This is a genomic window from Caproicibacterium sp. XB2, from assembly GCF_044880635.1.
Classification (GTDB): domain Bacteria; phylum Bacillota; class Clostridia; order Oscillospirales; family Acutalibacteraceae; genus Caproicibacterium; species Caproicibacterium lactatifermentans.
Genome location: NZ_CP173227.1, coordinates 422,624 through 442,922, shown reverse-complemented (window position 1 = coordinate 442,922; position 20,299 = coordinate 422,624). Strand labels below are relative to the sequence as shown.

21 protein-coding genes, 1 tRNA gene and 2 riboswitches are annotated in these 20,299 nt (G+C 49.3%); of the genes, 9 read left to right on the top strand and 13 right to left on the bottom strand.

Going from position 1 to position 20,299, the window contains the following annotated elements; all coding sequences use genetic code 11:
- Positions 1–91: 91 nt before the first annotated feature.
- The 5 genes from ACIHKT_RS02040 (at position 92) to ACIHKT_RS02020 (ending at position 2,817) form a co-directional block, all read left to right on the top strand.
- Positions 92–421 carry a PadR family transcriptional regulator gene (locus tag ACIHKT_RS02040; RefSeq protein ID WP_086035261.1) on the top strand — a complete coding sequence of 110 codons (330 nt, stop codon included), beginning with the start codon at positions 92–94 and terminating at the stop codon, positions 419–421.
- A gap of 1 nt (position 422) precedes the next feature.
- The gene (locus tag ACIHKT_RS02035; RefSeq protein WP_404352658.1) at positions 423–1,121 is read left to right on the top strand and encodes a hypothetical protein; all 699 of its coding nucleotides are present in this window, start codon (positions 423–425) and stop codon (positions 1,119–1,121) included.
- Between the two features lie 391 nt (positions 1,122–1,512).
- Positions 1,513–1,863: a DUF1648 domain-containing protein gene (locus ACIHKT_RS02030; protein WP_086035258.1), complete on the top strand. Its 351-nt coding sequence runs from the start codon at positions 1,513–1,515 to the stop codon at positions 1,861–1,863.
- A gap of 188 nt (positions 1,864–2,051) precedes the next feature.
- Entirely contained in the window at positions 2,052–2,315 is a 264-nt protein-coding gene (locus ACIHKT_RS02025; RefSeq protein ID WP_174193457.1) for a hypothetical protein, read from the top strand.
- A gap of 49 nt (positions 2,316–2,364) precedes the next feature.
- Entirely contained in the window at positions 2,365–2,817 is a 453-nt protein-coding gene (locus tag ACIHKT_RS02020; protein ID WP_404352656.1) for a GNAT family N-acetyltransferase, read from the top strand.
- 604 nt (positions 2,818–3,421) lie between these two features.
- Here ACIHKT_RS02020 and ACIHKT_RS02015 read toward each other — a convergent pair.
- Positions 3,422–3,508: transfer RNA gene (locus tag ACIHKT_RS02015), tRNA-Leu, on the bottom strand.
- A gap of 293 nt (positions 3,509–3,801) precedes the next feature.
- Here ACIHKT_RS02015 and ACIHKT_RS02010 point away from each other — a divergent pair.
- The 3 genes from ACIHKT_RS02010 (at position 3,802) to ACIHKT_RS02000 (ending at position 5,507) form a co-directional block, all read left to right on the top strand.
- Positions 3,802–4,020 carry a cold-shock protein gene (locus tag ACIHKT_RS02010; protein WP_086035256.1) on the top strand — a complete coding sequence of 73 codons (219 nt, stop codon included), beginning with the start codon at positions 3,802–3,804 and terminating at the stop codon, positions 4,018–4,020.
- A 162-nt stretch (positions 4,021–4,182) separates the two neighbouring features.
- Positions 4,183–5,004: an ADP-ribosylglycohydrolase family protein gene (locus tag ACIHKT_RS02005; protein ID WP_174193466.1), complete on the top strand. Its 822-nt coding sequence runs from the start codon at positions 4,183–4,185 to the stop codon at positions 5,002–5,004.
- Positions 5,001–5,507, top strand: a complete 507-nt coding sequence (locus ACIHKT_RS02000; protein WP_174193469.1) for a hypothetical protein — start codon at positions 5,001–5,003, stop codon at positions 5,505–5,507. Before ACIHKT_RS02005 ends, ACIHKT_RS02000 begins: the two co-directional genes overlap by 4 nt.
- Positions 5,508–5,671: 164 nt before the next feature.
- Here the strand turns inward: ACIHKT_RS02000 and tsf are convergent, their stop codons facing one another.
- From tsf to ACIHKT_RS01980, 4 genes are all read right to left on the bottom strand, one after another.
- Entirely contained in the window at positions 5,672–6,586 is a 915-nt protein-coding gene (tsf, locus tag ACIHKT_RS01995; protein WP_174193471.1) for a translation elongation factor Ts, read from the bottom strand.
- 55 nt (positions 6,587–6,641) lie between these two features.
- Positions 6,642–7,388, bottom strand: a complete 747-nt coding sequence (gene rpsB, locus ACIHKT_RS01990; RefSeq protein WP_086035253.1) for a 30S ribosomal protein S2 — start codon at positions 7,386–7,388, stop codon at positions 6,642–6,644.
- 250 nt (positions 7,389–7,638) lie between these two features.
- Complete coding sequence (locus ACIHKT_RS01985) at positions 7,639–8,238, bottom strand: dipicolinate synthase subunit B (protein WP_274379838.1); 600 nt, start codon at positions 8,236–8,238, stop codon at positions 7,639–7,641.
- Between the two features lie 5 nt (positions 8,239–8,243).
- Positions 8,244–9,110 (bottom strand): dipicolinate synthase subunit DpsA, encoded by an 867-nt coding sequence (locus ACIHKT_RS01980; RefSeq protein WP_236849673.1) that lies wholly within the window; start codon positions 9,108–9,110, stop codon positions 8,244–8,246.
- Positions 9,111–9,307: 197 nt separating this feature from the next.
- Between ACIHKT_RS01980 and murC the strand changes: the two genes are divergently transcribed.
- A complete protein-coding gene (gene murC / locus ACIHKT_RS01975; protein WP_086035251.1) occupies positions 9,308–10,705 on the top strand; it encodes a UDP-N-acetylmuramate--L-alanine ligase in 1,398 nt (465 codons plus the stop codon).
- Positions 10,706–10,755: 50 nt separating this feature from the next.
- Here the strand turns inward: murC and ACIHKT_RS01970 are convergent, their stop codons facing one another.
- From ACIHKT_RS01970 to tuf, 8 genes are all read right to left on the bottom strand, one after another.
- Positions 10,756–11,793, bottom strand: coding sequence for a rod shape-determining protein (locus ACIHKT_RS01970; RefSeq protein ID WP_086035250.1), 1,038 nt, complete (start codon positions 11,791–11,793; stop codon positions 10,756–10,758).
- A gap of 135 nt (positions 11,794–11,928) precedes the next feature.
- Positions 11,929–12,582, bottom strand: a complete 654-nt coding sequence (locus tag ACIHKT_RS01965; RefSeq protein ID WP_086035249.1) for a ComF family protein — start codon at positions 12,580–12,582, stop codon at positions 11,929–11,931.
- Positions 12,569–14,791, bottom strand: coding sequence for an ATP-dependent RecD-like DNA helicase (locus ACIHKT_RS01960; RefSeq protein WP_086035248.1), 2,223 nt, complete (start codon positions 14,789–14,791; stop codon positions 12,569–12,571). The genes ACIHKT_RS01965 and ACIHKT_RS01960 overlap by 14 nt, the downstream gene beginning before the upstream one ends.
- A gap of 35 nt (positions 14,792–14,826) precedes the next feature.
- Positions 14,827–15,180: a hypothetical protein gene (locus ACIHKT_RS01955; RefSeq protein ID WP_086035247.1), complete on the bottom strand. Its 354-nt coding sequence runs from the start codon at positions 15,178–15,180 to the stop codon at positions 14,827–14,829.
- A gap of 91 nt (positions 15,181–15,271) precedes the next feature.
- Positions 15,272–16,453, bottom strand: a complete 1,182-nt coding sequence (gene metK, locus ACIHKT_RS01950; protein ID WP_086035246.1) for a methionine adenosyltransferase — start codon at positions 16,451–16,453, stop codon at positions 15,272–15,274.
- 93 nt (positions 16,454–16,546) lie between these two features.
- Positions 16,547–16,656: riboswitch (SAM riboswitch) on the bottom strand.
- 129 nt (positions 16,657–16,785) lie between these two features.
- Complete coding sequence (locus tag ACIHKT_RS01945; protein WP_086035245.1) at positions 16,786–17,427, bottom strand: ECF transporter S component; 642 nt, start codon at positions 17,425–17,427, stop codon at positions 16,786–16,788.
- 76 nt (positions 17,428–17,503) lie between these two features.
- A riboswitch (FMN riboswitch) is annotated at positions 17,504–17,641 on the bottom strand.
- A gap of 40 nt (positions 17,642–17,681) precedes the next feature.
- Positions 17,682–18,938 (bottom strand): CapA family protein, encoded by a 1,257-nt coding sequence (locus ACIHKT_RS01940; protein WP_157658893.1) that lies wholly within the window; start codon positions 18,936–18,938, stop codon positions 17,682–17,684.
- Positions 18,939–19,046: 108 nt separating this feature from the next.
- Positions 19,047–20,249, bottom strand: a complete 1,203-nt coding sequence (gene tuf / locus ACIHKT_RS01935; RefSeq protein WP_174193475.1) for an elongation factor Tu — start codon at positions 20,247–20,249, stop codon at positions 19,047–19,049.
- Positions 20,250–20,299: the final 50 nt, after the last annotated feature.

Sequence of the window (20,299 nt, the reverse complement as noted above, 5' to 3'; positions counted from 1 at the left end):
GGTCAGGAAACGAGGCTAAAAGGACTTGACATCCGCACTACAATAAGCTATCCTACTATGCAGTGCAATGTAGTTGAAAGCAGGTGGTAAAGTGTTTGACAAATCACAGCTTATGCGGGGAACATTGGAGGGCTGTATCTTAAAGATTACCAGCCTCAAAGCGACATACGGATATGAGATAATGGAGAATTTACGTTCTTTTGGTTTTGATGAAATAAAGGAAGGTACAATATATCCTTTACTCATCCGATTGGAAAACAAAAGCTATATTACATCTGAATTTCGGTCATCTCCGCTGGGGCCAAACAGAAAATATTATTCCATTACATCGGAAGGCGTTCATTATTTGCATGACTTTGAAAAATATTGGGGTCGCGTTTCTATATCAGTCAATAAAATATTGAATTGGGAGGCAATGTAATATGAATCTGGAAAAAGAGCTTAGAAAAGAAAATAACAAAAAAGATAAGCTACTGACGAAGGAGAACGACAGATTATTAACAGATATTATTGTTTATCTCCATTCGGGAAATCTATGCGAATACGACATTGAAATCATTCGCAAAGAGCTACTTGGAATGGCCTTGGAGGCACAGGTGCGAAATGACGATTTAAGAAATGTTGTCGGGGAGAATTACAAAACATTTTGTGATGAACTCATGAAAAGTGGACGGCAAAAAACAAAATACGAAAAAGCGTTAGAATGGTCATATATTTTAGTTTCCGGTATTGGTATCCTGTTCCTGTATGAATTTATTTCTGCTGGAATACTGGTAGGAATAAAAACAGGATGGAACAATCTTACTTTGGAAATGCCTGTATCATGGGGCTTTGCATTATCTACCGCCTGCTGCGTGCCTGCCGCGTTCATGATTTTCTACTTTATCAGCAGAAACTCGTTTGATATGAACTTATGGAAATATAAGATTCTGTTTGGCTGCCTTGTGGGGTTCTCCTTTGCCGCTATCCTGCTCATCAGAATTTTTATGGGTAAAATGCTTTTATGCACAGTCAATGTTATTTATCCGTTAATACTAATCGCCGCCCTATATGTTCTAGTCAAAATTCTGGAAACAAGGCATACCAACTATCTGGCACAAACGCATAAATACTGCAGTTGAAAGGAAAATTCCACTTTCCGCGGACAGTCAGGGACAAACAGAGGAAATCGGTGAAGGCTTTCCGGATATAACTATTCTTCCGGCTCTTGCGGAAGCTCTAAAATGCCAAGTTCAAAAAACAAATTAAGCAGTAAGAGACGAAAATCACTCAGGACATGGCAAATATAAGAGTATGTCTTGTCAAACAAAAAGCACAGGTTTGGTGGGATACTTTCCCTATTGTAAAAGTTGCAGACATGATCCTCCAAGCTTGTGGACCTTTTCCAGAAAGACACGGAGCTGCACCGCGTCATGACCGCCAAGCCGCAGGAAGTAACAAAATAGTCTATCCGTGTATTCTGTTTTTCATGCGAGAGTGATATAATGGAAAAAATCACTGCGAGGTGTTTTTATGCCATATCCAGAATTGAAGCATTGGAAAGCGCTGCTTATCGTTACATCCATTCTTTGTGTCATTCCTTTGATTTTAAGCCTATTTCTTTGGAATCAGCTCCCCGACCCTTTACCGACCCATTGGTCAAGCACCTGGGTTCCCGATTCGTGGAATGCAAAAGCTCCCTATCTGTTTCGAGTTTCGGCAGCTATGCTCCTTTTCAATGTGCTGTTTAATCTCGGAGCCAACCAATATTATAAAAAAGGAGATTTTTCAAAGGTACTCGCTTACATTTTCTGCTTTATAATCCCGGTCGTTTCCGTCATGCTCGTTGGCAGTACGCTATATTTCTCTTTAAAAATCACATAATTTCAGATTTGACCCGCCTATTGTGGCGGGTTTTTTCATGCCCAAAAGGAGGGACGTGCCGACCCTGTATTAAAAGAGTCTATCTGCAGAGTGCAAAAAGAGGCGGTAAAAGCTGATCGCACACAGGTGAAAATCCCGAAAAAGACTGTTTTCAAGCGACACGCTGTTGACCCAGCGGCAAGGTCACGATGCACCTGAAACTTGAGGAAGATTTGTCCCATCTTCCCATTTCCATTATGAACGAAGATCAGGTCGGCGTGTACTCGATGTACATGTCCACGCTCTGCAACCGGCCCGACCTGTTCCCTTCGTTGGTCTATCCGAACGCATCCACCGTCAAGAAACCCACGGAGTACGACATTCCCCCGGATGCGACGGCGGATGCGCGGTTTGCCGCCATGGTCATGGACACGATAGCATACCGGCTTGTTTTGAATAAGTCGGTATGTTAAAATATTTCATATTACGGTTTTCCGTTTATGGACGAGAAGGTGAATTAATTTGAATTTGAGATTGGCTAATATTAGCGATTTACCGAAACTCAAAGCTGTGTATGGAAACATAATTGATAATATGAACAGAAACAACATATCAATTTGGGACGATATCTATCCATGCGAGTTTTTTAGCGATGATATTGAAAATAATCGCCTTTATCTATTGGTCGAGGAGCATGACATTATAGTTGCAGCGTTCGCATTGTGTGAATCAAATGCCGGAGAAGGTTATGTGAAATGGGAAAACACCCATAGCAAAGCATTATATCTTGATCGCCTTGGAGTCAATGTTGATTATTCAAGGCAGGGAATCGGCAGCATGATGCTTAAGCACGCTATTATGCTCACTAAGCAAAAAAATGCACTGGTACATCCGGCGCGTCAGCAAAGGGAGGGCGCGGTTGCGGCGGCGCTCTCCGACCAAAACCGTGTTATCCTCGCAAAGTTCAAGAAATAAGGTGGCATATTATGGTTGACATGACCCTGCTTGGGCAACTTAGAATGCTGTGCAGCTGTCCGGCATGATCATCCCCGATACTTCACGCTATTGGCTGCGGCTGGCGGCTATGGTGCGCCCTACCGCTTCCTATATTGTCAAAGGAGGGTGGACCATACCATGCTGACATAAAGCGCTTATACGCTGGCACAGGCCATAAAACGTTGGGGCAAAGACTTCACCATCGCACGCTTCGGCACAAACGAATACGGGTAGCCCATCGGAAATATTCCGGTGGGATTTTTTCGCGGGCTCTAAGTTATGAGGCCCCGTCCACACAAGATAAAAATATGTGGTGAATATTCACATTAGAGGTAATACAAAGTAACCCCCAGCAGGCAACTGTTTTCAAGCCGTCCACTGAGGGCATTTTTTATGTATTTTTTCAAAAAAACCCTGTCCCGACCTCCCCGGCGGTGTCAGAACAGAATTCGAGTTGCATTTGATGTTTAAAACGGTGTATTCGTGGTATTGATGCGAGTACTAAAGTACAGCATTCTGTACTCAAAAAGGCAGAAAAAATGCGGCCTCACGGGAAAATCCCATGAAACCGCACTTTCTATCTTGGTGCGAGGGGAGGGACTTGAACCCTCATGAAATTGCTTTCACATGGACCTGAACCATGCGCGTCTGCCAATTCCGCCACTCTCGCATCTTATTCGCCCTTCGTGCCGACGACTTATATATAATATCACAGGCTTTTTGTATTGTCAACTATTTTTTTGAAAATTTTTGTCGCAAATTCTTTTTACAAATTTTATGAAAAAGGCTTTACAAATGTTAAAACACGTGGTATAGTAAATCCAGTATTTTAAAGCACGATTTGATTCACATGGTATTGTAAATCAACGTTCGTTTTTGATTTACGGTCCATGTGTTTTTTTCTTTGCAGAGAAATACAGACGCTAATTAACTAGTCAATTTTGTCAAGGAGGTACCTCAATAATGGGTGCAAACACTGGTACAGTAAAATGGTTTAACGAAGCTAAGGGCTATGGTTTCATTTCTAACGACGACGGCAGCGGCGATGTATTCGTACATTTCTCCGCTATCCTCGGCGAAGGATTCAAAACTCTGACCGAAGGCCAGAAGGTTTCTTATGACATCGAGCCTGATCCGAAGAACAGCAGCAAGTCCCGCGCTGCTAACGTTCAGCCTCTGTAAGGTCGACACCATTTACGGCGGAAGGCGAAAAGCTTTCCGCCGTTTTTTTGTGTTTTTTCCAGCAAAGCACTACAAAAGCAATCCCTCTTTTCTTTTTTACAAAAATCCAGTATACTAAGAAGAAACAGCAGACGAAGTCCGTCCTGCAAAGGGGAAAAAGAAATGGTTGGTTCTATTCTGGGGGATATTGCCGGCTCCCGCTTTGAGTTCAGCCGTCCCTCCGGCTTTAACTGGCGCACGGAAAAACTGTTCGTTCCGGAGTGTCGCTATACAGACGACACCGTTATGACCGTTGCCAGCAAATACGCAATTTTAAACGGCTGCAGCTTTTCCAGCGCATACCACACCTTCGGAAAACGGTATCCGCACGCCGGTTACGGCGCTATGTTCCAGGACTGGCTCACTTCCGCCGCACGGCGTCCCTACCTAAGCTGCGGCAATGGCTCCGCCATGCGTGCCGGTGTTATCGGTGAATTTTACGATACTCTGGAAGAAGCAGAGGCCAAGGCCGCCGAAAGCGCCGCCTGCACCCATAACCACCCGGAAGGCATTAAGGGCGCTGAAGCCGCTGCCGTCGGTGTTTTTCTCGCACGAAAAGGATTTCAAAAATCGGAGATTCGCCGCACGATTCAAAAGCGATACGGCTACTGCCTATCCATTCCGCTGGCTGTACACCGGCCGTTCAGCCGCATTCGTCTTACCTGCCAAGCCACCATGCCGCTGGCTTTTACCTGCTTTTTGGAAAGCACCAACTATGAAAGCTGCATTCGGAATGTATTCAGCTGCCTGTGTGATACGGACACCGTTGGCTGTATTGCGGGCGGCATAGCAGAAGCCTACTATGGCACAACCGGCTTTGATGACAGCCGCCTGCTGCGCCAATACCTGCTGAAACCCGGGCGAGACGGACAGATTGACACATTCCTGTATCACTGGGCAGTTGCCGCCCTGCCCGGTGGCCCAAAGGAGGACCAAACATCTTGATTATTAAAACCTATCAATCTGAGGCAGTCCTCAAAATACTGCAGCAGGGCCGCACCTACCACGCGCATAGGAACCTGCGGCTTCAGGCCGCCTATCAGGGACTGATTCACCTGCTGGGTCTGCACTGCGAAGCACCGGTGTTCGGCTATCTAAGGGGGCACAAAGGCTGTACAAACGGGAAAATCAGCGGCAGTATCCTGCTGACACTGAAAGTACCGGCCGACTGCGTATGGCTGACCGAATACAGTGTCTGGGCCGACTATATGTATTGTGTTCTGCACTATGCCTCCCAGAATTACACGCACTTGCTTCCAAATGAAGAGTTTACAGCACGTCAGTTTCATGACCTGCAAATACAGCTGAAAACGCAGCGCAGTCCCTCCAATTATCAGGTGCCGCAGGCGATTTTGGAAAAAATAAAGCCGGAGTGGCTGGTCAGCTATATTGACTGTCGCCGGCTGCCGCCGCTGCGTCGTTTTTTGCTGAAATTGCTTCACCGCTGATGAGATGATTTGTTTGCTTTAAAATTTTGACAGCAGCTTTTTAACTATGTCACCATTTTTGGTGCAAAACTGCTGTTCCCCGTTTTCACCCAACAAAAAAGGGCACCCAGCTGCCGTAACGGCAGCACCGGGTACCCTTTTTATTCTGCACAAGAGACAAAAATTTATTTTACCATGCTTGCAACTTCTGCTGCAAGGTCATCTTTGCGCTTTTCAATGCCTTCACCTGTTACAAAGCGGGCGAAATCACTGATTGCAATCTTGCCGCCCAAAGTCTTGCCAACGGAAGCAACATACTTGCTGACAGAGGTTTTGCTCTCCTTGACATATTCCTGGTCAACCAGGCAGATTTCCTTGAGAGCCTTCTTCACCTTGCCGGTAATCATTTTTTCAATGACATTGTCCGGTTTACCAGATTCAGCAGCCTGCTCACGGGCAATCTTTGCTTCACGGTCCAGAACGCTCTGTGGAACATGGGCGTCGTCCAGGAACTGCGGATTCATAGCAGCAATCTGCATACCGATGTTCTTGCCCATTTCGGCGAATTCCGGCTTAGCAGCAATTTCATCTGTCGTGTCAAAGTTGACAAGAACACAAATCTTACCGCCTGCATGAATATAGGAAGCAACGTGTCCCTCCATGCGGACAAAGCGGCGGACCTTGATGTTTTCGCCGATAGTCAAAATCTTTTCTTTCAGGATTTCATCGACTGTCTGGTCGCTGCCAGCAGCCTTGCACTTCATCAGAGCATCCACATCTGCCGGATTCTCCTTCAGAATGGTATCCGCGCAGATATTGACAAACTCCTGGAAAGAAGCGTTCTTAGCCACAAAGTCGGTTTCTGCATTTACTTCAACAGCGACACCGGTTTTGCCGTCTGCACTGGCCTTGGCAAAAGCCATGCCTTCAGCAGCAACACGGTCCGCTTTTTTGCTTGCAGTTGCCAGTCCTTTTTCACGCAGGAAATCCAGCGCTTTTTCCATATCTCCGTCGGAAGCGGTCAGTGCCTTTTTGCAGTCCATCATGCCGCAGCCGGTTTTATCACGCAGTTCTTTTACGTCCTTTGCTGTAAAAGCCATATTGATTCATCCTCCGATTGATTATTGAGAAAATAAACGGTTCCAAAAAGGAATTTTACTTTTCAGCAGCCTTGGAGGCCTGTGCAGCCGTATCCTTGTCTTCTCCGTCCTTGCCCTGCTGGCCCTCGTGGCCTTCCAGAATGGCGTTGGCCATCGTCGCGGAAATCAAACGAACCGCACGGATAGCATCATCGTTGCCCGGGATAACATAGTCAATTTCGTCCGGGTCACAGTTGGTATCAACAATAGCGATAATCGGGATATGCAGCTTGCGTGCTTCTGTAACAGCAATATGCTCTTTGCGCGGGTCAACAATAAACAGGGCACCCGGCAGAGTCTTCATATCTTTAATACCGCCCATAAACTTTTCCAGTTTAGCGATTTCCAGTGTCAGCTTGGCAACTTCCTTCTTCGGCAGCAGGTCGAAAGTACCGTCTTCCTTCATAGCCTGCAGCTGATTCAAACGGTCAATGCGGCGGCGAATGGTACGGAAGTTCGTAAGCATGCCGCCCAGCCAACGGGCATTCACATAGAAAGCGCCGGCACGCTCTGCTTCCTCGCGGATAGAGTCCTGTGCTTGTTTCTTTGTGCCGACAAACAGCACACTCTTGCCCTGTGCGGAAAGCTCACGGACAAAGTTGTAAGCTTCTTCCAGCTTGCGAACGGTTTTCTGCAGGTCAATAATGTAGATACCATTGCGCTCGGTGAAGATGTAAGGCTTCATCTTTGGGTTCCAACGACGGGTCTGATGGCCGAAATGGACACCGGCTTCGAGCAGTTGTTTCATAGATACGACTGACATAATTTGTTTCCTCCTTGGTTATTCCTCCGCTGCGCTTTTCGTGCAGAGTATCTGCCGACCGGCAGACACCGCTCCACACAGCGTACAGCGTGCGAATTAAAAAAATTTTTCTGCATTCGCAGACAAAATATAGTATAACAGAATCCGGCAAAAAATACAAGAAAAATGTGTGTTTGGTTCCACCATGCAAATAGAAAAAAGGACAGCGACAAAAGATACTGTCCGCCGCCCCCTGTCATGCTCTCTTTGTTTAGGTTGTACATCCATCTTTGACTGGTGCCAGCAGAATCGGCTCCATTTGGCGGCCGTGCAGTGCCGCTTCCACCGCCCGCGGCAGCAGTGTAAAATCCGCCACCACGGAAGATGGTTTTTTCTCGTGGTCATCCTGCCGGAAAGGTGTAAAATACACATATTTTACGTTCAGCAGACGACCGATATTTTGTGCGGAGGCCGCCAGCGCGTCATTGGTTGCAATGGTCAACAAAACCGGACGGTGCACCCGCAGATTAGACTTTGCTGCCATGGTAACCGCTGTGTCGGTAATTCCGTTTGCCAGCTTCGCCAGCGTATTTCCTGTACATGGTGCTATAACCAAAAGGTCCGCCATCTTTTTCGGCCCAATTGGTTCCGCAGCCGGAATCGTGCGAATCGGTTCCCTTCCGGTAATGTCCTTTACCTGCTGCAAAAAGTCAGTGGCTTTTCCAAAGCGGGTGTCCGTGCCGGCTGCTGTTTCACTCATAATGGGCAGAATTTCATATCCCAATTCCTTTAAAACACGCATCTGTTCCAAAGCACGGCTGAATGTGCAGAAAGAGCCGCACATGGCGAACCCTAAAACAGTCTTCCCCACTCCTCTCACTCCCTCATCATCTGATAAACCGTCTGTTTGATAATCTCTCCTGCGGCACGCGGTGCCACCTTTGCCGGCAGGGAGAACGCATGGAGCGCGCGCAACCCTAATTTTTGTGCTGCCGGCATATCAACACCGCCCGGCGACGAAGACAAATCAATCAGAAGCATACCGTGTGGAAAAGCCGAAAGCACATGGCGGGTAAAAATCAGTGCCGGAACCGTATTGAATACAATGTCATAGCTACCGCCGTCCTCCAGCTTTTCAATCGGCACAGGACGGCAGCCGGCGGCCTCCACCAGCGCGGCTGTTTCTGACCGGCGAACCGTCACGGAAACCGTGGCTCCCAGCGCCCGCAGGCGCGGTGCCAGTTGGCTGCCGATGCGCCCAAAACCGGCCACCAGACAGCGGCTGCCGCAAAGCGTGCCTGGATATTCCCGCATAGCAAACTCCAGCGCACCCTCAGCCGTAACGGCCGCGTTGCGCAGGGCAAAGTCCTCCCTTGCATAGTAGTCCTCCATAGGAACGTCCTCCAACTGTGGGCAGGCGGCCAGTGCGCGCCCCAGCATTCCTCCATACACCCGGTGTCCTTCCAGTGCTTCCACAAAAGTTTCGTCCAGTGGAATCGGATACTCAGCGTATTCGGCTTTTACATTCTTGCCGTCAATCGTGACCGGCAGGGGCAGCAGCAGTGTACCGCACATGGCTGCTGTACGGCGCAGGTCTGCCTTTTTGATATCTGTATCTAAAAATTCTGCATTCTCAAATCCGCAGGTCACAACCGTGAATCCATCGCCAGCGATGGATTCCGCCAGAGCAAGCTGCCGCCGGTCGCCGCCCAGGATACCAAAACTGCTACTATTAATTCTCATAACGGATTCCCTCCAGATTCATGTACCATAGTATGGAAACAGCAGAAGGATTGTGCCCAGCGGAAATAGGAAAACCGCATTTTCCTGCAGATTGTAGCTTGCAAAAAGGGTGGAAAATGGTTATGATAAGAAAGGTTTTTGACCATGTTCGCAATCCATGTTTCCCGCTTACATATTTAAAGGAGTTGTTCATTCCCATGAAGGAGATTCACGATATACTTTCTCAGGTTAAAAAAGTCCATTTTGTCGGCATCGGCGGCAGCGGCATGTGCCCGTTGGCAGAAATTCTCATTCACCGCGGTTATGAAGTTTCCGGTTCTGACAACGCGGAATCCGATACCCTGCAGCGCATTCGCTCTTATGGCATTCCGGTATATATGGGACAAAAAGCGGAAAATGTGCAGGGAAAAGAATTGGTCGTCTATTCGGCAGCTATCAAGTCGGATAATCCGGAACTGGCCGCTGCCCGCAAGCTGAACATTCCCTGCATTGAGCGCAGCGTTCTGCTGGGCATGGTAACCAGCCGCTACCCTAAAAGCATCTGTGTGTCCGGCACACACGGCAAAACGACCACCACGGGACTGATTACCTCTGTTCTGCTGGATGCAGGAGCGGACCCATCCGCTGTCATTGGCGGCAATCTGCCGAAAACCGGCACCAATGGCCGTGCCGGTTCCTCTGATAAAATTGTTGTCGAGTCCTGCGAGTATGTCAACACTTTTCTGCAGCTGCACCCCTACCTTGCAGTTATCCTGAATATTGACAATGACCATCTAGATTACTTTAAGACGGTTGACAACATTATCCACTCTTTCCGTCAGTTTGCAAAGCAAACCTCCGATGTACTGGTTGTCAACGGTGATGACGCCAACACACGCAAGGCAGTCGAAGGCCTGACGCATGCCAAAATCATCACTTTTGGCAAGGGGGAACACTGCGACTATCGCGCCGTCAATATTCAGGACACCAAAGCCGCACGGGAACGTTTTGATGTCATGAAGGACGGAAAAATCATCAATGAAATTACGCTCTCCATTCCCGGCAAGCACAACATTTATAACGCACTGGCTGCCTACGCCGTGTGTGACCTAATGGGCATTCCGGCTGAACAGCTGCAAAAGAGCCTGAAAGCCTTTACCGGTGTGCACCGCCGGTTCGAGATGCTGGGTACATATGAAGGTGTCACCGTTGCGGACGATTTCGCCCATCATCCCACAGAACTGACCGCTACGCTGACTGCTGCTATGCACATGGGCTTCCACAATGTATGGGCGGTTTTTCAGCCGCACACCTACAGCCGCACGGCGCTGTTGTTGGACGACTTTGCCAAGGCACTGACCATTCCTGACCATGTGATTATTTCCGAAATTCTGGCTGTACGTGAAACCAACACATACAACATCTATGCGGAAGACCTTGTGAAAAAGGTACCGGGCGCTGTCTACCGTAAAACATTCCCGGAAATCGCCGACTATGTGATGGAACACGCAAAGTCCGGCGACCTGATTCTCACTATGGGCGGCGGGAATGTCTATCAGTGTGCAAATTTGATTGTGGACCGCTATAAATCCCGCCAGACAGCTGCAGAAAAATAAAAGAAAAGAAAAGGCCGGCAGGAAATAATATTTCCTGCCGGCCTTTTCTTTTAGTAAACGATTGTCAAAGGGTTAATCACACCATATACTTTATGTTCGGCAGCATCGATAAACTCAATTGCCTGTCCCGCGCCAATCGCCACACAGGTGGCTGGGTCCGACGCAACATGAACCGGCATTTTTACCTTATCTGCAATCAAATCACTCAGGCCATACAATTGTGAAGTACCGCCGGTCATAACAATGCCATCCATATAGATATCCCCCAAAAGTTCCGGAGGTGTTTTCTCCAGCATTTCCTGCAGGACACGCGCAATCTCCGTTGCGGGGTCCAGCATTGGCGCAACCAGCTCTTCACTAGTGATATCCACCCATGCGGGCAGGCCTGTGTTGGCATCTCGGCCTTTAATCCGGCAGGTCAGCGGTTCCGGCCGCTGCGCAACGCCGCCAACCGCAATCTTACAGCTTTCCGCCATACGTTCCCCAATAATCAGGTCGTATTTATTGCGTACATAATGAATAATTGCCTGGTCGAAGGCAAAACCTGCCACTTTAATAGAGCGTGCAATCGACAGCCCACCCAGCGAAATAACGCCCATATCCGTGGCGCCGGCACCAACATCAATAATCAGTGCACCGTGCGGATTCGCAACATCAACACCCGCGCCCATTGCCGCTGCAACCGGTTCATCAATAGAATACAGCCGGCGCACACGGGCACTGATAATGGATTTGTTGACTGCCAGCCGCTCCACACCGGTAATCTGGCAGGGCACACTTTCCACCACACGCGGCATAACACGGGAATGCAGGAACCGGCCGCTGCCAAGCTGCTGAAAATAATAGTCCACCAAATAGCTGGCCCACCGGAAATCGGAAATAACGCCTTTCACCAGCGGCCGAACAACCTTTACGTTGTCACTGGTACGACCCAGCATGGCAAATGCCTTACTGCCGACCGCCATCACTTCTTCTGTTTCCCGATTAACTGCTACAACAGAAGGTTCATTTACGACAATGCCTTTACCGGCTACAAAAATTTTAATCGCGTATGTACCAAGGTCGACTGCAATATCGATACCAAGCACATGACCACATCCATTTCTCTAATTTAAAATCGAGCCTATTTTGCTTTAGAAATTTGCAGGTAAATATGGAATAATATGTATTCTTTTATCCTTGTACAGTTCATTATAATATAAACCCGTGCTTTTTTCAATGCTTTATCTGTCGGGTTCTGGTGCAAGGGCAACTGCCGCACACAGTACACTCTGTGCACCCTCCCGCAGCAGTACACGCGTACATTCAGCCAAGGTAGCACCCGTAGTGGCAATATCATCTATCAGTAAAATTCGTTTCTGCTTCGCAGCTGGTTTTGCCGCAAAAACGCCCTGCACATTGCGGAACCGTTCCACCGCCGACAGCCGATGCTGGGTACGGTTTTTCTTTGCCTTATACAGCAGTGTCCGATACGGCAGCCCCAATTCCGCGGCCGCCGCCCGGGCTATACGCTCGCTTTGATTATAGCCGCGCTTCCTTTTATGCAGGCGGGACATTGGCACCGCTGTAACAACGTCCGGCTGAACTTCTGTCGGCAGCTGCTGTGCCAATTTCCGCCCAAAAAAGGGCGCCACAGACGGTTCATCTGCAAACTTCATCCGCAGGATAGCGTCCCGTACTCTTCCCTGATATACATAAATTGCATAGCAAAACGGTGCACCGCCATTTTTCAACGGCAGTGCCTTTTTCATCAGTTTCGGCTGAAGGTCCGCACAAGACGGACAGGTTTCTTCTCCATGACGAATAACCTTTCCACAAAATGGACAGCACGGTGGAAAAAAGAGGTCCGCCAAAAAGGACCACTCAGGATGCATCATTGGGAACAGCCTCTCCCGTCAGGAAATCGCGCAGACCAGAGTAGCGGCGCATACGGCGGTCGTTGCTCACCATCATCTGCACTGTGCGCTGGGTGCCAACCAAAATCAACAGTTTGCGTGCACGGGTAATCGCTGTATAAAATAAGTTGCGGTAATACAGCGGCCGCGGGCCGGGGTACATGGGCATGATGACTGCCGGGAACTCACTGCCCTGACTTTTATGGACCGTCAGTGCATAAGCAAGCTCCAAATCTGTCGCCGTTTCCAATTCATAAGAAACAATGCGGCCGTCCATATCCACAGTGATTGTGGAACCGCCGCGGTCAACTTGCCTTAAAATACCAATGTCTCCATTAAAGACGCCTTCCCCCTCGGAGCCGTCCTCTTTTTCCCATGTCAGTGTATAGTTGTTTCTCGTCTGCATAACTTTATCGCCCTCGCGGAACAGACGGCCGTTTATCTTGATTTCTTTCTTTCCGTGTTCGCGCGGATTGAGGGCATTTTGCAGCAGCGTATTGAGCTGTACTGTGCCCAGCTGGGTTTTCCTTGTCGGCGAAAGTACCTGAATATCCGTCATTGGCGACAAATCATAGCTTGCCGGCAGACGCACCGCACACAAGTCCCGAATGGTCTGCGCAATCTGTTCCGGCTGGGAGCGCTGCATAAAGAAAAAGTCGTGGGTACAATCATTAAGTACCGGCATTTCACCGGCCAAAATGCGGTGTGCGTTGGTTACAATTAAACTTTGCATGGATTGACGGAAGATGCGCTGCAGCTGCACCACCGGCAGCATTCCGGAAGCAATCAGATCCCCCAATACATTGCCTGGCCCGACACTGGGCAGCTGGTCACAGTCGCCTACCAGCACCAGCCGGCAGCCCATGGGCAGCGCCCGCAGCAATGCCTCGAACAAGGAAATATCCACCATAGAAAGTTCGTCAACAATCAGTGCATCGCACTCCAGCGGTTTCTGTTCATTGCGGGCAAAAGTCGGGCTGTCTGTTTCGTCCCACTCCACCTGCAGCAAACGGTGCAGTGTTTTGGCCTCTTCTCCTGTCAGCTCGCTCATTCGCTTAGCCGCACGGCCGGTCGGTGCCGCCAGCAGGACCTTTTCCCCTTTTGCCTGCAGAATACGAATAATTGCATTCAGGGTGGTCGTTTTGCCTGTGCCCGGCCCGCCGGTCAAGACCAGCATACCGTGCGTCAAAGCGGTAATAATAGCTTCTTTCTGTTCATCTGCATAGGAAATGCCGATTTTGCTTTCGAACTCCTCCACTGCCTGCTGTGCATCGGGAATCGGCTGTGAGGGGTAATCCATCATCATCTGCAGCCGCTGTGCCGCAAACACTTCCGCCCGGTACAACCGCGGCAGATAAGCGGCAGTACGGTCCTGTATGGTACAGATAATGACGCTGCCCTCCTGTACCATTTGTGAAAAGACCTCATCCAGCAGCTCCTGCGGCAGGCCAAGCATACGCGCGGCGGTCGGCAGCAGTTTTTCTTTTGGCAGACAGGTATGTCCATTGTTTACATTATGCTGCAGAACATACAAAATGCCTGCGCGCACACGACATGGGTCGTCAGCTGGATGCTCCAGCGTTTCAGCAATGCCATCCGCACGCTGAAAGCTGAGGCCCACGTCGTCTTCACACAGGCAGTACGGGTCACTGCGTACCTGAGAAACAGAATCTGGACCGAACGTGCGGTAAATCCGTACAGATTCCTCCGGTTTCATGCCAAATTCTTTCAGGCCCAGAATCACCTCACGAATGCCAAGCTTTTTTCGGTACTCCTGCCCGATTTGTTCCGCCTTTCGCTGCGAAATGCCACTGATTTCAGCCAGCCGCAGCGGTTCCCGTTCCATAATCTGCAGGGACTGACTGCCAAAGATGCTGACAATTTTTTTTGCCATCGCCCGCCCAATTCCGCGTACCGCACCGGACGAAAGGTACAGCAGAATGGACTCGGTTGTCGCGGGCGGCATTCGCTCATAAATGCTGGCACTGAACTGCCTGCCAAAGGAGGGGTGCTCCGTCCACTGTCCCACTACATGAAGCTCATCTCCCGGCTCCGCTGTAGGCATGGAACCGACCACTGTCACCAGCTCTTCCCCGTTGTTCAGTTCCAGTACGGTGTACCCGTTGCACTCATTGCGAAACGTAATATGTTCAACCGTACCCGTCATTTCCAGCAGCGTCTGCGCTTCCATTTCTCTTTCTACCTCCGGCCCCGGATTGACATTCCTTAATCTATTTCAGTATACTGCAATGCCTGCATATTTGCAAATTCCTCCCTGCTGCAGTAGGATACGCCCGGCGTTTTGTACAGAAAGCACCGGCACAGTTCCCGTGTCTCGCTGTCCATGCCGTCGTCCACCAACAGCAGGCGCTTCTGCTCAAATCCTTCCGTTTCACGCAGGCGGTCGCGGGCACAGCGCAGCTCATACTCAATATCTTCCCTGTGCCCAGAAAGATGCAGTACCAGTACCAGTGTGCCAAAATCTTTGCCAGAGCGGTACAGCATATGCAACATCAGCTGCATCAGGGCACACAGGCCCAGAACAGCCAACAAAATAATAATTACCTGACCTGCGCCCATAAAAAATCACCTCTTTACAGAATATGCAAAGAGGTGATGGACTGCGCACTTTATTTTGGCACAGCAGAATATTTTTAACGAATGGGAACCTTTAGACCAGCGCTTTCTTCAACTCGTCCGCACGGTTAGTCTTTTCCCACGAAACGCCGAGGTCCTCACGGCCCATCTGGCCATAGCTTGCCAGCTTGCAGTAAATCGGCTTACGCAGGTCCAGTGTACGGATAATCGCTGCCGGACGCAGGTCAAAGACTTTTTCGACCGCCGCAGCCAGCTGCTCATTGGTATAGGAAGAAGTACCGAATGTTTCTACCATGATAGATACCGGATGCGCCACACCAATTGCGTAGGCCAGCTGTACCTCGCAGCGCTTTGCCAGACCGGCGGCAACGATATTCTTTGCCACCCAGCGTGCAGCATATGCTGCTGAGCGGTCAACCTTCGTCGGGTCCTTGCCGGAGAAAGCACCGCCGCCGTGACGGCCATATCCGCCGTAGGTATCCACAATAATCTTGCGGCCAGTCAGTCCGGAGTCGCCGACCGGGCCGCCGATAACAAAACGGCCGGTCGGATTGACGTAATACTTTGTATTTTCATCCAGCCATTTTGCTGGAATTGTCGCCTTAATGACCTTTTCAATCATATCTTTCCGAATCTGTTCCAGTGTGACATCCGGGTCATGCTGTGTAGAAAGAACCACTGCATCCACACGCACCGGTGTGTCCCCGTCATATTCAACGGTAACCTGTGTTTTTCCATCTGGACGCAGATATGAAATACTGCCATCTTTACGCACAGCGGCCAGCTTCTTTGCCAGCTTGTGTGCCAAAGAAATGGCAAGCGGCATTTTTTCCTTCGTTTCGTCACAGGCATAGCCAAACATCATACCTTGGTCGCCCGCACCAATGAGGTCATCCGCATCGGAAGCGCCATTTTTTACTTCATAGGACTGGTCAACACCCATTGCAATATCCGGGGACTGTGCATCAATGGAGGTCAGCACGCCGCAGGTGTCGCCGTCAAAACCATAAGCCGGATTGTTGTAACCAATCTCGTTAACAACACGGCGTACGGTAGCGGGAATGTCCACATAGCACTCCGTGGAAATTTCGCCCATAACGTGCACAATACCCGTACAGGCTGTTACTTCACAGGCAACATGTGCCTGCGGGTCTTTGGCAATAATATCATCCAGAATGGCATCTGCAATCTGGTCACAGACCTTGTCGGGGTGCCCTTCGGTAACGGATTCAGATGTAAAGAAATGCTTTGCCATAGAAAAAAGCCTCCTGTGTAAATTCCCCCTATCTGCGGCGGACTAACAAAAAAACGCAGCCCGGTGAAATGCGGACAGCGTTTATCTCTCGATACCTCATCTATCGGCTTCACCGCAGGATTTGGCACCCTACCCAGCCAAAACGGGCTGCGCGGGTTGCCGGACATCATCGGGCCTGTTCCCTCCGCCACTCTTGATAAGGGGTGATATGTAGTTTTTGTTTACGCCTGCTAGTATAGCATAGCCGCCCGACAGCGTAAATAAACAAAAACAGGAATTTGTCTAAAAAAGCGACAAACTCCTGTTTTTACCTAAAAAGAATTTTCTGTATTTCAGCGCCTGCGGCCATGCAGCACCGGGCTGACATATTTGTACAGCGCAAATGTAATAATGGACACCAATACCGCCTTAATCAGGTTCAGCGGTGTTGTAGCGAACAAAACGAATGTTGTCATGTTGTTGATGCTCGCGTTGATTTTTGTGCCCATCCCGATAATAGCATTCAGCGGCATATGGAAAGCGGCTGCGTAAATCGGCAGCAGCAGGAATGCGTTCATCAGTCCGCCGACAACTGCCATCAGCACTGTGCCGACACCCATGCCGACAACCGCTGTTTTCCGTGCTTTATGGTAGCGGTAAATGAGAGCTGCCGGTACGACCAGTGAGCATCCAATGATAAAGTTCGCCAGTTCACCAATGCCGGCTGTCTGTGAGCCGCCGCCAATCAGCATATGCAGAATAACTTTCATGGCTTCTATCACGGCTGCAGCAGCGGGGCCAAGTGCAAAACCACCCAACAGTACCGGAACTTCACTGAAGTCCAATTTGTAAAACGCCGGAAGGAACGGCAGCGGGAACTCGAACGCCATAACAACGGCTGACAGCGCCCCTAAAATGCCAATGACGGCAATGCTGCGTGTGCTGGTCAATTTTGCTGTTTTTTTCAGGGTAGTAGCTTGCGTTTGTGTCGCCATAATTTCTCCTTTTGAGACATGGAATGGATTTAAAAAGCGCCCCAGTGCACAAAACGGCACAGGGGCGCAGTTCTTTCCATATCTTCTACCATCCGGACTATACCGTCGGCTCCGGAATCTCACCAGAATCTTGCGGTTTGACGACCGCTCGCGGGCTAACAGCATCTGCTGCATCACCGCCGGTGGGGAATCACACCCCGCCCCGAAGAATTATTCAATTCTATTACTAAGTATATGAATATTTGCAGGAATTGTCAAGTCCAATCCTGATATTTTTGTGGAATACTCTTATTAACGACCTTTTTCGCATAATTCGGTGTAAATTCACCGCTGGTGATTTCCCATGTCCGGCTCTTCTGCGCCATGGCATTTGAAAAGTCTTTCAGCATGACAACATGGACATTTTGTCCGCCCGCCTCGTAGTACGTAACTGAAGGCTTAAATTTCATGCCGGAGAATGTGACTTTTCCCTTTTCATCTTTTTTATAGGTTACTGTCAGCTGGCCGCTGACCAGATTTTGGGATTTGCGCTGCGTGGAAATCAGGTTGCCGAACGCGTACATGACTGGACACACCGCACCGTCACTTTTGCGTGTCAGCGTGGTCAGCTGCTGCAAAACATGCGGGTGATTTCCTAAAATAACGTCCGCGCCCCAGTCCACCATATCTTGTCCCAGCTTTTTCTCGGTATCCGAAAGAGTATACTGGTCTTCTTCCCCCCAATGGGCTGAAACTACAACAACATCTGCCAAAGAACGTGCCTTTGTAATCAGTTTTTTAATCTCATCGCGCTGGGAAGTGTAGACAATCTTCATCGGGCTGTCGGACGGCAGCGAAATATCATTCGTCATTTCCACAACACCAATCCATGCTGTTTTAATGCCGTTTTTCTCCACAATACGGATATTGTCAAGGTCAGCCTGGTTGCGATAGGCACCAACGACCTGAATTCCTTTTTTACTTTTCCAGTAGTCCAATGTGGCCAGCAGTCCCTTTTGTCCCATATCCAGCATATGGTTGTTGCCTTGGCTGATAACGTCAAATCCGGTATCTACCAGTGCGTCGCCAACTTGTGTGGGAGAATTAAAGCACGGATAGCCGGACAGTGCCCCAACAGATGGTGCCATGACTGTTTCCTGATTGACAAAAGCGACATTTGCCGCTGAAACATTTGATTTGATTTGCTTATAGACCGGACGGAAATCGTATCCGCCGCTAGAAGTAGCGCAGGATTTATAAATGGAACTGTGAATCAAGTCATCGCCTGTACCGAGAATGGTAATTTGTGACGATTTTGTTTCTGCCTTCGCAGATGATGCACTAACAGAGGAACCGCTGCCCGAAGATGCTGCTGTCTTGGGGTGCAGGTTCTGCAGAAGGGCAGCCAATCCCATTGTCAGCAGGCAGATTACCAATACGCTGGACGTTACTATAATGATGCGGTTACGCATCATACGATACCGTCTGGAACGGTGTTTTGGATGTGGTGTACCATGATTATCTTTTTGCATACACATTCCTCCTGTTTTCCTGCTGTATTGTATCTAAGTATAGCAGAAAAACAAAAATAAGCAATAAAAAAGGTCCTGCCCAAAAGGGCAGGACCCGTAAAAGACAAATTAGTCACAGATGTCGGAAACAACGCCGGAACCAACGGTATGACCGCCTTCACGAATGGAGAAGCGGAGGCCCTTTTCAATAGCGATTGGGGCAATCAGTTCAACGGACATTTCAACGTTATCGCCAGGCATGCACATCTCAGTGCCTTCCGGCAGAGAGATAACGCCGGTGACATCAGTTGTACGGAAATAGAACTGCGGACGGTAGTTGTTGAAGAAAGGAGTATGGCGGCCGCCTTCATCCTTAGTCAGAACATAAACCTGACCTCTGAACTTGGTATGCGGATGAATAGTGCCAGGCTTTGCAATAACCTGTCCACGTTCGATGTCTTCACGCTGAATACCACGCAGCAGAGCACCGATGTTATCGCCAGCCTCTGCGTAATCCAGAGTTTTGCGGAACATTTCCAGACCGGTGATAACGCTCTTCTTACGCTCATCAGTCAGACCGATGATTTCAACTTCATCGCCGATTTTAGCCATACCACGCTCAACACGGCCAGTAGCAACAGTACCACGGCCGGTGATGGTGAATACGTCTTCAACAGGCATCAGGAACGGCTGATCAGACTTACGGTCAGGAGTCGGGATGTAGTCATCGACAATGTTCATCAGGTCAACAATGCTCTTGTACTCCGGTGCATTGATATCTTTGGAATCGCACTCCAGAGCTTTCAGTGCAGAACCGCGTACGATTGGAGTAGTGTCTCCCGGGAAGCCGTACTCGTTGAGCAGGTCACGAATTTCCATTTCAACAAGGTCCAGCAACTCAGGGTCATCAACCTGGTCGCATTTGTTCATATAGACAACGATATAAGGCACACCAACCTGACGGGCAAGCAGGATATGCTCACGGGTCTGCGGCATCGGGCCATCAGCAGCGGAAACAACCAGAATAGCACCATCCATCTGTGCAGCACCGGTAATCATGTTCTTGACATAGTCAGCATGGCCGGGGCAGTCAACATGAGCGTAGTGACGCTTATCTGTGGTGTACTCAACATGAGCCGTGTTAATGGTAATGCCGCGCTCACGCTCTTCAGGAGCGGAATCGATGCTGGCATAATCCTTGAAGCTTGCTTCACCTTTCAGTGCAAGCACCTTGGTAATCGCAGCAGTCAGGGTTGTTTTACCATGGTCAACATGGCCGATGGTACCAATGTTCACGTGTGCCTTAGATCTGTCGAATTTTTCCTTCGCCATTGGAAGTATCCTCCTTTATTTTTCAGTTCAGTTTCCCTATTTAACGCAAA

What these genes read in the sequence shown, in the direction of transcription:
- ACIHKT_RS01965 (WP_086035249.1), bottom strand. Translation starts at nt 12,582, where the DNA reads ATGATGCATCCTGAGTGGTCCTTTTTGGCGGACCTCTTTTTTCCACCG.
- tsf (WP_174193471.1), bottom strand. Translation starts at nt 6,586, where the DNA reads ATGGCTTTTACAGCAAAGGACGTAAAAGAACTGCGTGATAAAACCGGC.
- murC (WP_086035251.1), top strand. Translation starts at nt 9,308, where the DNA reads ATGAAGGAGATTCACGATATACTTTCTCAGGTTAAAAAAGTCCATTTT.
- tuf (WP_174193475.1), bottom strand. Translation starts at nt 20,249, where the DNA reads ATGGCGAAGGAAAAATTCGACAGATCTAAGGCACACGTGAACATTGGT.
- ACIHKT_RS02035 (WP_404352658.1), top strand. Translation starts at nt 423, where the DNA reads ATGAATCTGGAAAAAGAGCTTAGAAAAGAAAATAACAAAAAAGATAAG.
- ACIHKT_RS01960 (WP_086035248.1), bottom strand. Translation starts at nt 14,791, where the DNA reads ATGGAAGCGCAGACGCTGCTGGAAATGACGGGTACGGTTGAACATATT.
- rpsB (WP_086035253.1), bottom strand. Translation starts at nt 7,388, where the DNA reads ATGTCAGTCGTATCTATGAAACAACTGCTCGAAGCCGGTGTCCATTTC.
- metK (WP_086035246.1), bottom strand. Translation starts at nt 16,453, where the DNA reads ATGGCAAAGCATTTCTTTACATCTGAATCCGTTACCGAAGGGCACCCC.
- ACIHKT_RS02010 (WP_086035256.1), top strand. Translation starts at nt 3,802, where the DNA reads ATGGGTGCAAACACTGGTACAGTAAAATGGTTTAACGAAGCTAAGGGC.
- ACIHKT_RS01955 (WP_086035247.1), bottom strand. Translation starts at nt 15,180, where the DNA reads ATGGGCGCAGGTCAGGTAATTATTATTTTGTTGGCTGTTCTGGGCCTG.
- ACIHKT_RS01940 (WP_157658893.1), bottom strand. Translation starts at nt 18,938, where the DNA reads ATGCAAAAAGATAATCATGGTACACCACATCCAAAACACCGTTCCAGA.
- ACIHKT_RS02005 (WP_174193466.1), top strand. Translation starts at nt 4,183, where the DNA reads ATGGTTGGTTCTATTCTGGGGGATATTGCCGGCTCCCGCTTTGAGTTC.
- ACIHKT_RS02025 (WP_174193457.1), top strand. Translation starts at nt 2,052, where the DNA reads ATGCACCTGAAACTTGAGGAAGATTTGTCCCATCTTCCCATTTCCATT.
- ACIHKT_RS02030 (WP_086035258.1), top strand. Translation starts at nt 1,513, where the DNA reads ATGCCATATCCAGAATTGAAGCATTGGAAAGCGCTGCTTATCGTTACA.
- ACIHKT_RS01945 (WP_086035245.1), bottom strand. Translation starts at nt 17,427, where the DNA reads ATGGCGACACAAACGCAAGCTACTACCCTGAAAAAAACAGCAAAATTG.
- ACIHKT_RS01980 (WP_236849673.1), bottom strand. Translation starts at nt 9,110, where the DNA reads ATGAGAATTAATAGTAGCAGTTTTGGTATCCTGGGCGGCGACCGGCGG.